The 12,277-nt window shown below is 43.6% G+C and carries 10 protein-coding genes; 4 read left to right on the top strand and 6 right to left on the bottom strand.

Annotation, left to right across the window (positions count from 1 at the left end):
* Nucleotides 1-168: 168 nt before the first annotated feature.
* Complete coding sequence (gene pflB, locus CAG58_RS00440; protein ID WP_004394941.1) at nt 169-2,445, bottom strand: formate C-acetyltransferase; 2,277 nt, start codon at nt 2,443-2,445, stop codon at nt 169-171.
* A 313-nt stretch (nt 2,446-2,758) separates the two neighbouring features.
* Nucleotides 2,759-4,303: a DUF3360 family protein gene (locus CAG58_RS00435; RefSeq protein ID WP_158138622.1), complete on the bottom strand. Its 1,545-nt coding sequence runs from the start codon at nt 4,301-4,303 to the stop codon at nt 2,759-2,761.
* A 661-nt stretch (nt 4,304-4,964) separates the two neighbouring features.
* Between CAG58_RS00435 and CAG58_RS00430 the strand changes: the two genes are divergently transcribed.
* The 4 genes from CAG58_RS00430 to CAG58_RS00415 all read left to right on the top strand — a co-directional run bounded on the left by CAG58_RS00430 (nt 4,965) and on the right by CAG58_RS00415 (nt 8,143).
* The gene (locus CAG58_RS00430) at nt 4,965-5,735 is read left to right on the top strand and encodes an ABC transporter ATP-binding protein (RefSeq protein WP_004394943.1); all 771 of its coding nucleotides are present in this window, start codon (nt 4,965-4,967) and stop codon (nt 5,733-5,735) included.
* 148 nt (nt 5,736-5,883) lie between these two features.
* Nucleotides 5,884-6,660, top strand: coding sequence for an ABC transporter substrate-binding protein (locus CAG58_RS00425; protein ID WP_004394944.1), 777 nt, complete (start codon nt 5,884-5,886; stop codon nt 6,658-6,660).
* A 62-nt stretch (nt 6,661-6,722) separates the two neighbouring features.
* A complete protein-coding gene (locus tag CAG58_RS00420; RefSeq protein ID WP_161425651.1) occupies nt 6,723-7,463 on the top strand; it encodes an ABC transporter permease in 741 nt (246 codons plus the stop codon).
* A 2-nt stretch (nt 7,464-7,465) separates the two neighbouring features.
* Nucleotides 7,466-8,143 (top strand): ABC transporter permease, encoded by a 678-nt coding sequence (locus CAG58_RS00415; RefSeq protein ID WP_161425650.1) that lies wholly within the window; start codon nt 7,466-7,468, stop codon nt 8,141-8,143.
* A 109-nt stretch (nt 8,144-8,252) separates the two neighbouring features.
* On the opposite strand, the gene xthA is transcribed toward CAG58_RS00415, so the two are convergent.
* Genes xthA through dinG form a run of 4 tightly spaced genes read right to left on the bottom strand, consistent with a single transcriptional unit; the run spans nt 8,253 to nt 11,984 of the window.
* Nucleotides 8,253-9,065 (bottom strand): exodeoxyribonuclease III, encoded by an 813-nt coding sequence (gene xthA, locus CAG58_RS00410; RefSeq protein ID WP_004394947.1) that lies wholly within the window; start codon nt 9,063-9,065, stop codon nt 8,253-8,255.
* Complete coding sequence (gene rsmS / locus CAG58_RS00405; protein ID WP_161425649.1) at nt 9,062-9,223, bottom strand: pleiotropic regulatory protein RsmS; 162 nt, start codon at nt 9,221-9,223, stop codon at nt 9,062-9,064. Before rsmS ends, xthA begins: the two co-directional genes overlap by 4 nt.
* A 17-nt stretch (nt 9,224-9,240) precedes the next feature.
* Nucleotides 9,241-9,873, bottom strand: coding sequence for a primosomal replication protein PriC (priC, locus tag CAG58_RS00400; RefSeq protein WP_158143722.1), 633 nt, complete (start codon nt 9,871-9,873; stop codon nt 9,241-9,243).
* A gap of 2 nt (nt 9,874-9,875) precedes the next feature.
* Entirely contained in the window at nt 9,876-11,984 is a 2,109-nt protein-coding gene (gene dinG / locus CAG58_RS00395) for an ATP-dependent DNA helicase DinG (RefSeq protein WP_337247253.1), read from the bottom strand.
* Between the last annotated feature and the right edge of the window lie 293 nt (nt 11,985-12,277).

Here is a 12,277-nt window from a genome sequence, read left to right as displayed (position 1 = left end):
TCATTCAGATCCATTAGACCCTAGTGTAACGCTTATTTTTCAGTAGGTAAGCAGATTTTTTTATGTAGCGATAGATGATGTGATATTGCAACGATTTATGCCATGCAAAAGAAAACCTCGCTCAGAGAGCGAGGTTTTTGATTAATATCGATCGATTGTCCGAATAACTTACAGTGATTCAGTAAACGTACGCGCGATAACGTCTTGCTGTTGCTCTGTCGTTAACGAGTTAAAACGTACCGCATAGCCAGACACACGAATAGTCAACTGTGGGTATTTCTCTGGGTGTTTAACCGCATCAAGTAACGTGTCACGGTTAAGCACGTTAACGTTCAAATGCTGACCGCCTTCAATGCCTGATTCGTGATGGAAGTAACCATCCATCAAACCAGCGAGGTTGGCACGTTGTGAATCCTGATCTTTACCTAGTGCATTTGGCACGATAGAGAAAGTATAAGAAATCCCATCTTTTGCATCAGCAAATGGCAGTTTACCAACCGAAGTTAATGAAGCTACCGCCCCTTTTTCATCACGGCCGTGCATTGGGTTAGCACCTGGAGCGAATGGCGCGCCAGCACGACGACCATCAGGTGTGTTACCCGTTTTCTTACCATAAACCACGTTAGAGGTGATGGTTAAGATAGACTGAGTCGGAATCGCATCACGGTAAGTTTTTAGTTTACGAATTTTGTTCATAAACACAGAAACGAGTTCGCAAGCAATATCATCAACGCGTGAGTCATTGTTACCAAATTTAGGATAGTCACCCTCGATTTCGAAGTCGATAGCAATACCATCTTCATCACGAATCGGTTTCACTTTCGCGTATTTCACGGCAGACAATGAGTCGGCAGCAACAGATAGACCAGCAATACCACAAGCCATAGTACGGCGTACATCGCGGTCATGCAGCGCCATAAGTGCCGCTTCATAGCTGTACTTATCGTGCATGTAGTGGATAGCGTTCAATGAGGTGACATATTGTTTAGCTAACCAATCCATGAAGTGGTCCATCTTGTCCCATAGCTCATCATAGTCAAGATACTCACCAGTGATCTTGTCCATTTTAGGACCGACTTGGATTTTCAGTTTCTCATCGACACCACCGTTAATGGTGTAAAGCATGGTTTTCGCTAAGTTAGCGCGAGCACCAAAGAATTGCATTTGTTTACCGACGATCATTGGCGATACACAACAAGCGATTGCGTAATCATCAGAGTCCATGTCTGGGCGCATCAAGTCATCGTTTTCGTACTGAATCGATGAAGTATCGATCGATACTTTGGCGCAGAAACGTTTGAAACCATCAGGCAGTTTTTCAGACCAAAGCACAGTGATGTTTGGCTCTGGAGATGGTCCCATAGTGTATAGGCTGTTTAGGAAACGGAAGTTAGTACGAGTGACTAGCGTACGGCCGTCAAGACCCATACCACCCATAGATTCGGTTGCCCAAATTGGGTCGCCAGAGAAGAGTTCATCGTATTCAGGGGTACGAAGGAAGCGAACCATACGTAGTTTCATCACGAAATGGTCAATCATCTCTTGAGCTTGAGCTTCAGTGATTTTACCTGCTTTCATATCGCGTTCGATATAGACGTCAAGGAACGTAGAGGTACGACCTAGAGACATCGCTGCGCCGTTTTGAGATTTAACAGCGGCAAGGTAGCCGAAGTAAGTCCACTGAATGGCTTCTTGCGCGGTCTCTGCTGGGCGAGAGATATCGAAACCATATTTTGCTGCCATTTTTTTCATCTGGCCAAGCGCGCGGTGTTGCTCTGCAATTTCTTCACGAAGTTGCATGGTCATATGCAGATCTTCGCCGTTTTCAAATTTCTCTTGCAGCGAAGTGAACTGAGCCAGTTTATCTTGCATTAAGAAGTCAATACCGTACAACGCAACGCGGCGATAGTCACCGATAATACGACCACGGCCATAAGCATCAGGAAGACCCGTCAATACCCCTGATTTACGGCAGGCTAAGATTTCTGGAGTGTAAATATCGAACACGCCAGCATTGTGCGTTTTGCGGTATTCGGTATAGATTTTTTTAACTTGAGGATCAAGCTCACGATCGTAGGCTTTGCATGAGCTTTCAACCATACGGATACCACCGTTAGGGATCAGCGCACGCTTAAGAGGTTTCTCAGTTTGAAGACCAACGATAGTCTCTAGATCTTTGTTAATGTAACCTGCATCGTGAGCAGTGATGGTAGAGATAACAGAAGTGTCAAAATCAACAGGCGCATGAGTTGCGTTTTCCTGTTTAATGCCTTCCATTACTTGTGCCCAAAGCTTATTGGTTGCTTCAGTACCTTCAGAAACTAGGAAAGATTCATCACCTTCATACGGTGTGTAGTTCTTTTGAATAAAATCACGAACGTTAACTTCATTTTGCCAGTTACCTGCAGCAAAACCTTCCCAAGCTTTAGCAAATTGCTCTGCCATGACATACCTACCTTTATATAGTAGAAAAAACACGTACTGTTTCGCCGTTGAGCCAGCTATCTTGTGTCACACAAGAGGCAGTACACTCTATGAATAACCTTATTTATCGTTAAACCGATATACTCATCTGTTTGAGTATAAATAGGATTACTCGTTCCCTTTAATAACCAATGTAAGCTAAAAAAAAATTGCAAACCTTAAACTAAATCAATAAAACTTCAAAAATTCAGATAAAGTTTGGGTAGTGTTTAAACACTACCCAAGGTACTACCAAGACTTGTGAATCATTGTAGACTCAATTTTGGTATCTTGCTTAATGTAGCCATGCCTTAAGACCGTATTGGCTCTCAAGCATACCGACTGCTAGCATAGCGACTAAACAGATAATTAATACCCCACAAGGAATGATAATTTTATCGATGAAAGATAAGCGTGAGGCGCGTTCTTTATCACCGATGAAACCATTATTATCCAAAAACATGGTTAATGCCCAAGCCAATACTGGATTGACGACCGCAGAACCAAAGATACAGATCCCCGCTGCCTGTGCATCTTTGGTATTTCTGACCATTTGCATGCCTGCTTCTAGTAGTGGAAGAAACACGCCGACTAATAGTGCAATACGCATAACGGGTGGCCATACCGCAACATCCATTGGGAAGCCAAGAATCGCGACGATAATACACAATGAACCCAATAAAATCGCGCCTGCTGGGATCGGACGTTTCGCGATGGCTGCCGGGATCATATAGGTTCCCCAAGACGATGTAATGTTACCACCACCAACGGCTGTACCGACCATTTGACGAACCGAGCACATGGTCATCGTGTCATCCACATCCATCAAGACTTTTTCTGTTTTACGCGGATAGTTAAGCTCTTGGAAAATTCGATGGCCTAAGAAGTCCGGTGACCACATTGCCACAGCAAGGATGGCGAAAGGTAGCGAAGCAATAAAGTGCTCTAAGTTAGGTAAACCAAGCATCCAACCTTGTTCGGTTGAGCCCCACCAGTAAACTGGACTTAAATTTGGTAGCCCCATTTCAGTTTGAAAGGTTAAATCAAAGCCAGCACCAAGTGCCAAAGCAATCAGTAAACCAGAAAAAGCACAGATAGGAATGGCTAACCAGCGTTTACCGTATTTAGCTAAAAGTGCATAGATAACAATGTTAATGCCCAATACGATTAAACCGATATAACCAAGGCTACCCGCTTCGATAGTCGCAGATTCCAAACCGGTTGCCCAGGTCTGAATGGAGCCAATTTGACTCATCGCACCGGTAAAACCGAGGAATATTAATAGTCCGCCAGCGGTGCCTTCCGATGTCAGGTTGACCAGCTTAGAGCCACCTTTAAAGTAGCTGAGTAATAGACCAAATACCCCCAATAAAATGGCTAAAGCAAGTGGGTGAGCACCTGCTAGGGCGATGGTAGCAATGAGGGGGATCATTGGTCCGTGGTTGCCAGCAAGGTTAGCGCGCGGATTAAAAAATCCAGAAGAAAGAATACAGAACAAAAGCGCGGGGATCAGCATTTCAACCCGAGCGACCTCAATCGCAAACTCTTTACCCAGTTCGATATGATCCCAAGCGGCGGTTAATCCTTCGGCCCAAGACATCATTACCGCAGAGTACATGGCAATAATACCAATGGTTCCAGCGAGAGCTGGGACCAAATCTTCCCATTCAAAGCGGAAGTCACGACCAGGAAGGTTCAACGCGAAGCGACGAGGCTTCATGATTTGCAGTTCATGGTCTAGATAATCGGAGCGGCTAGCAAACTCAGATGATGGACGATGCAGTTCTTGATAACTCTTCGTCTCGATGTCTGAACGCTCTTGATTGATGACGTCTGACATAGATTCCTCATATTAATAAAGTTAATAATTCTGGTTGAATTCAATGTAACTGGCGATTGGGAAAGCGATTATTTGCGTAGTGATAACGTTAGTTTTGTTATGCCATTGTGTTAACTAACATTATGACTATAGAGCATTATTAATCTTTTTATTTGTTGGCGAGTTTAACGTGCTAATCGACTAGGATGATTGATCTTGATCACTTTAAGATATTATATGAAATAAAACTACATAAAATCCCAAAAATCAGCCACATAGTGCCTACTTGTTTGAAATGTTTTTACACAAAATAGAATTTGCAACATAGCTTAAAATCATGGGTGTGATGCTTCGATACGGCCTGTGGGTTGAGAAATAGTATTGAAAATGCGCTTATCATTAAATGAAACCTGTTAACAAAGAGGGACTCAGGACACAAAAAAGCGGTCTCTGTTAACAAAAAACACACTTATCCAGATGGGTGATTTTCACCGCTGGTGGTTTTTTATTCCCCAATGTGATTTTTTAATGGCTTTATTTGACTTTAAATGCATATAAATAAAATAAAAATCCAAATTACCTATAGTTAACAATTTGTTGCGTGCTCGCAATTTGAATGCTAGTTTGTACCAAAAATGAGCAGGATTGCTCAGTGTTGATTCATGATAGGGAGCGAAAGCGCATGAATGATGTACCCGCGCTGGATATAAAAAATCTCCACAAAGCCTTTGGACAAAATGAGGTGTTAAAAGGCATTTCATTACAAGCTCACAAAGGGGATGTGATCTCGATTATTGGCTCATCGGGATCAGGAAAAAGTACCTTTCTACGCTGTATCAATCTTCTGGAAATACCGACTTCCGGTGAAATTTGGGTGAACAATGAATTAATCCAAATGAAAACTAACCGACAAGGCGCATCATTACCCGTTAGTGAAAAGCAAGTGCAACGAATTCGTTCGCGCCTTGCCATGGTGTTTCAAGGCTTTAATCTCTGGTCACATATGACGGTATTAGAAAATGTGATTGAAGCTCCCATTCATGTTCTGGGATTCGGTAAAGATCAAGCCATCGCGAGCGCAGAAAAACTGCTCAAAAAAGTCGGGTTATATGAACGCCGTGATTATTACCCCGGTCATTTATCTGGCGGTCAGCAGCAACGCGCAGCGATTGCTCGAGCTTTAGCCGTTGAACCAGAAGTATTACTGTTTGATGAACCCACATCGGCATTGGATCCGGAGCTTGTCGGCGAAGTGCTTGGGGTGATGAAAGATTTAGCGCAAGAAGGCAGAACCATGTTGGTTGTCACCCATGAAATGGCCTTTGCGCGAGATGTTTCTAATCATGTGCTGTTTTTGCATCAAGGTGTGGTTGAAGAGCAAGGCGATCCTCGCCAATTGTTTACTCAGCCAAACTCTCCTCGGTTAAAGCAATTTATCTCATCGATTTATTAAACGCTGAGGGTATCGCGCTACCTTGGTTAACCCCTTGGTTTTAACGGTAACTCAGATAGGGATTTCAACGTGTTATATCGTCACTGTTTCTTAATCCTCCTTGAGGAGAAAAAGAGCAGGGCAACCATACCATCACAGGAGTAGGGAAATGAAAAAGTGGTTATTAATCGTAGCGATAGCAGCCTCAGCATTGTCGGGTATTGCGCAAGCGAAAGAATGGAAAACGGTGCGTTTTGGCATTGAAGGCGCTTATCCTCCTTTTAGTTGGACAGAGGCGGATGGTTCACTGCGTGGGTTTGATGTGGACATGGCTAATGCGCTTTGTGCTGAAATGCAAGTGGAATGCGTGATTATTCCACAAGATTGGGATGGCATCATTCCGTCACTATTAGCTCGTCGTTACGATGCCATTATTGCGGCGATGTCCATTACTGAAGAGCGTAAAAAACGTGTTGATTTTACAAAGAAATACGCACAAATCCCGAATCGTTTCATTGCTAAAAAGGACGCTAATCTTGATTTTACGCCAGAAGGCCTAAAAGGGGTACGTATCGGTGTCCAACGAGCCACCACGCATGATAAATACCTAACCGATAACTATGGTCGTTCAGTCAATATCGTTCGATATGGATCATTTGATGATGCGTATCTTGATTTAGCGAATGGGCGAATCGCAGCGGTATTGGGTGATGCCTCTGCGCTAGAAGAAGGGATGCTTAATCGACCAGGAGGCGACGGTTATGAGTTTGTCGGACCTTCATTAACCGATCCTAAATGGTTTGGAGAAGGGATGGGGATTGCAGTTCGTAAACAAGATAAAGCCCTAACCGAACAACTTAACCGTGCGATAGCGTCGCTGCGAGAAAAAGGCATTTATCAACAAATCGCGGCACAATACTTTAGTTATGATGTGTATGGTGAGTAACCACGAAAACCTACGTAATTGGGGGTGAATTCGCCCCCATATTTTGAGCAAGGAAGGCGTAAATGCTCGATCTTCAAGGATATGAAACGGCTATTTTGCAAGGTGCGTGGCTGACGATTCAAGTGGCATTATGGTCACTGTTATTAGCGATGATACTGGGCATGCTCGGTGCATTAGCTAAGTTAGCGCCATACCGTTTTGCAAGAAGTATTGCCACGTTGTACACCACGGTAGTCAGAGGTATCCCCGATTTAGTCTTAATGATGCTGATTTTCTTTGGTGGGCAAATCTTATTAAATAACAGTTTATTTGCCATCAATGAATGGCTTAATTCACTCTTATTATCACGCAATCCCGATCATCAGTGGGTCTCTTACCTACCGGACTATATCAATGTCAGCCCATTTATTGCAGGAGTGTTGACGATAGGATTTATCTTTGGAGCTTACATGGCAGAGACTTTTCGCGGCGCGATGATGGCGGTTGATAAAGGTCAGCTAGAAGCGGCTAAAGCCTATGGTATGAGCGGGTTGCTCACTTTTCGCCGAATTCTGTTACCACAGATGGTGCGACACGCACTGCCTGGTTTTGGTAATAACTGGTTAGTGTTGTTAAAAACCACTGCATTGGTCTCGATTATTGGTTTAGAAGACATGGTTCGAGTCAGTTCATTAGCCGCCGGTTCAACGCAAATGCCTTTTACTTTCTATTTATCTGTTGCCTTGATTTTCCTATTTTTCACCAGCGTTTCCACCGGATTACTGAAGTGGGTTGAGCGTAAATTTACTATTCAAACGAGGTAGCGATGGATTTTTCAGTCATTTTACAAAGCTTACCTCTGTATTTTTCTGGCTTATGGACCACCGTTTGGTTGATGGGGTTATCTTTAGTAATCGGCTTAGCTGTGGCTATTCCCTTGGCGATTGCTCGTAATAGCTCACTGTGGGTGATATGGATGCCCGCTTGGTGTTATATCTATTTCTTTCGTGGCACTCCACTGTTAGTGCAGCTGTATTTGATCTATTACGGTATGGATCAATTCTTCCCAGTGAAGGATACCTGGTGGGAACATGCTTGGTTCTGTGCTTTGGTGGCCTTTATTTTAAACACTTCTGCTTATACCGCAGAGATTATCCGTGGCGCGATTAATGGTCTATCGAAAGGGGAAATTGAAGCGGCAAAAGCTTATGGCATGAGTCCATGGTTGACCTATCGGCGGATTGTTTTACCCAGCGCATTACGTCGAGCGTTGCCAGCATACAGTAATGAAGTCATTTTTATGCTGCACGGCAGCGCAGTGGCCGGTATTGTGACGATACTTGATCTTACGGGGACGGCTCGTTTAGTCAGCTCTCGTTACTATGCGCCTTTTGAAGCGTTTTTAGTCGCTGGACTGTTTTATTTATTGCTGACATTTTTGATTCTATGGTGCTTCAAGCTTGCCGAAAAACGTTTCTTGGCTTATTTAAGGCCGATCAGTTAGCACTAAATAAATGTTGATATAGGCTTTTCCTTGATCAGATGCTCTACTGTCCAGAGGGGAATGTACTCGGTGACTGTTAATAGCTAATAGCAAATCACCGAGTAAATGATTAATTACGCTTAAATACTGCCCAAATCGGCGCATGATCAGAGGGCTTTTCAATCGCTCGCAGTGGGTAATCAATATCGGATTCAACGCAGTCTATAGCGAGTGAAGGTGTCGCGAGAATGGTATCAATACGCAGGCCACGGTTATCATCAAATCCTCTAGAGCGGTAATCAAACCACGAAAATTTATCTTCAACGCTGGGATGAAGTTTACGGAAAGTATCTTCTAATCCCCAATCCAGTAAGCGTTGTAGCCATTGACGCTCTTCCGGTTGGAAAGAGCATTTCCCTGTTTTTAGCCAACGTTGACGGTTCACTTCACCAATACCAATGTCTAAATCGATAGGGCTGATGTTAATGTCACCCATCACAATGATCGCTTCATCTGGTGTGTGATAGTCGGTGAGATAATTCATTAAATCTTGATAAAATTGACGCTTATAAGGGAACTTGGTTTCGTGATGAATATTATCTCCTTGTGGGAAATAACCGTTCAATACCGTTACTTTATCGCCATTCTCATCAAGAAAGGTGCCGATAATCATTCGTTTCTGGTGGTCGTCATTATCCGTTGGAAAGCCTTTTTGCACTTCCAGTGGCGCTTTTTTACATAGCAATGCCACGCCGTAATGGGCTTTCTGGCCGTGAAAATAGACGTGATAACCCATCGCTTCCACCGCTTGGACAGGAAATGCTTCATCGTGCACTTTGATTTCTTGCAAGCCGATAATATCGGGTTGATGTTTATCAATTAGGGCTTGCAGCTGATGCAGTCTTGCTCGTAATCCATTGATATTAAAACTGACAATTTTCATTTATCTTCCTTTAATTTGCTTTCAAGGTCGCGTTTTACGTAATCGAGAGCGAGTAAGGCAGTACGTGGATCCACCTGATTCGATTCGAGAACATAGATAAGATCGACGGCCAACTTAATTTCATCGGGCGCATCATCTAAAGTTGGGAGAGGGGACATATCTCGTTCTCATCGTTCTATTGTGAGCCGTTATTCTGCAGGTTAATCAGTTGTGCTTCAATGATCGCTTTCGCTTGTTGGCAACGGTTAAGACGCTGTTTGGCTAAAAATAGCGCCTGTTGTGCCTGTGGATAGTAGCGTGCTGAGGTTTGTTCAAGTTGATATTGTCGGTTAAGCACTAACGTCAATAGACGCTGCTCCCATCGTTGATGCTGGATTAACTGTTCGGCTAATTGAGATTCACTCATATCCTTAGCTAAAGTAGGATGTTCGCTATCTAGCCCATCGCGTTGCAAACTATTCTCCCATTCGTCCACCACGCGTTGCAACGCCTCTAATTGAGCACATAAACGATCGCTTAGGTGTTCGACTTGCACCAGACAGGGGCTGGAGGCATGGCAAATGTGGTGTAATTGAGAGAGCGTCTGTTCCGCTTCATGCGCACACGACTTTAATGAGAAGACATTTTTTTTGAACAATTGATTATCAAACCAGCGCCTAGTGTGATGACGATATTGCGTGTCGATAAGCTCGGCGTGACGCATTAAGCATTGCAGCCGTTTAGTCGCCGATCCGAACCGGTCATCGTTAGTGATAGGTTTACTGTGAGTCAATCGTTTAGAGCGAGCGGGGAATAACGTTTTCACCATGATTATTCAATAATTCGTTGAAAAGGGGGAAGCGCATCCAAAAGAGCTTTACCGTAGCGTTTAGAGACGATACGTCGGTCAAGCAGCACTACTCGGCCAGAATCACTTTCTTTACGCAATAATCGCCCTACCGCTTGAATTAATTTTTTACTCGCCTCAGGGACACTAATTTGCAAGAAGGGATTACCACCGCGTTGCTGAATATATTCAGCATGGGCTTGTTCAACGGGGGAGCTAGGCACAGCAAAAGGAATTTTGGTTATGATGACGTTTTGTAAAAGTTCCCCCGGAAGATCGAGCCCTTCTGAAAAGCTACCAGTACCAAAAAGGATGCTTGTTTTGCCGCATTGCACGAGCATTTTATGTTTATTGAGCAGCTCAGTTCTGGATGTTGTACCTTGCATTTGCCAATCCCAAGCTTTTTTTAGAAATTTTTTGCTGATTTTTTGCTCAACTTCTTTCATTTGCCAGTAAGAAGCAAACAGGACCAAATTGGCTTGATTGGGGACAATGTACTGATGAATCTTTTCGACGAGATGATCGGTATATTGTGCCGCTTGCGGCTCATAATCCATCTTAGGGATCAATAGCTTGGCTTGGTTTTGATAATCAAACGGAGAGGATAAGGCTAAAAATCGTACGCCATCTTCTGGTTTTTCACTGATCCCAGCCTGACGACAAAAGAAACTGAATGAATTTAAGGCTCGCATCGTCGCAGAGACCAAAATCGCCCCCACACAGCGACTCCAAATTTGTTGATCCAACTGCCAACCAATTTCAAGAGGAGAGACATTAACAATATAGTCGCCTTCTCGTTCGCTATGGATTGCTAACCAGCGTGCGAGTGGGGCTCCTTTTTCTCGTTTAGGCTCAGCCATTAATTGCCAAACTTGGGCGAGTTTTTCTAAACGTTGTAAGAAAAAACCTAATTCGGCGAGAACAGGCTCAGCTAAACGGTTGGCCAGTTCACCGTCTTTGACACGTTCGGCGATTAAATCGGTAATTTTGCTCACGGCTTGGTTGGCTTTTTGAGAATGCAGCTTAAGCTCTTTAGCTTGTTCTTCAAGCCAGTTAGGCAGCTCACCATGTTCAAAACGCAGCACATTCTCTTCAAAAGCGCTGGAATCAAACTGATTTGGTAGTTGATTGAGGTGCGGGATCAGTTGTTGTAAGGCGTTACGCGCTTCATTTTCAAAGCGTGCGACTCGTTTGGCATCCGCTAGCGATATTGCGCGCGCGAGCGCTTGATTGAGCTTTTCTAACCAACTAACGCTGCCTTTCATACTGGCTGAGGCTGAGGCATGTTCACGGGCCACATGAGGCAGATGGTGCGCTTCGTCAAACACATAAATGGTATTTTCAGGTTCAGGAAGAATTACGCCTCCACCTAAGTCGGCGTCGGCCATCACCAAGCTGTGATTGGCAATAATGACATCGGCTTTATCCATTGCTGATCGAGCTTTTTGAAAAGGGCAATCTCGATGAGCGGCGAAGCTACCATTACAACTGTGTTTATCACTGACAATGGTTGACCACACCAAATCAGAGATAGGACTTGGCCAACTGTCTCTATCGCCATCCCACTGACCGTTTTTTAGCTGTAGATAAAGCGTTTGTAATTGTTCAATCTCTTTTGCTGCAGGTTTGGTTTCAAACATCGCTAACTGGTTGTCATCGTTACCACAAGCTGCCGCTAATTTTTCAGTACAGCAATAACGCTGTCTGCCCTTGGCGATCAGTAAAGAAAAGTTTTGATCGGTGATACGGCGATACAGCGGCAAATCTTTGTGCATTAGCTGTTCTTGCAAAGCCACGGTTGCGGTGGATATCACCACCTTACGTTGATTAAGCAGTGCAACGGGTATGACGGCCATTAGATAAGCGAGTGATTTACCAATCCCGGTTCCTGCTTCTGCAACGATCATGCGGGTTGAAGCGTGATATTGACCACAGAGAGTTTTAGCAATTTCTGCGACCAGAAAATTTTGTGCACGACGAGGGATAAAATTATCCAACTGATGGTGCAGATTTTGGTAACTGGTACGAATCGATTGTTGAATTTTTGTGGTTAACATAAAGGGACCTAAGTAGCAGGAGCCGGATAGTAACACAGCTTTTTAGATGAGCGGTGGGGAATTTTGTCGGATGAAATCGAAAATTTTGGAGCCATAAGCTCGATAATTGCCTGCTTTTAAATCAATTCTAGATCTTGCTCACAAAAAAAAACTGAACCTTCATACACTTAAGATGTTCAAGATGCATTTTGGTTTTTAAGCCTTTTTATTTTCTTAGTTTTGGTCTACTAATCTGGAAATTGCCTTTAATTTAGATTTAAGTTCTAATTATTGGCGTAATGTTAAACTATTTAACATTTATTATTAATTATGTTTTTCAGCTTTAATGC

The organism is Vibrio sp. V31_P5A7T61, assembly GCF_009904895.1.
Taxonomy (GTDB): Bacteria; Pseudomonadota; Gammaproteobacteria; order Enterobacterales; family Vibrionaceae; genus Vibrio; species Vibrio metschnikovii.
The sequence above is the reverse complement of the archived record's forward strand: the minus strand, read 5'-3'. Positions and strand labels throughout refer to the sequence as shown.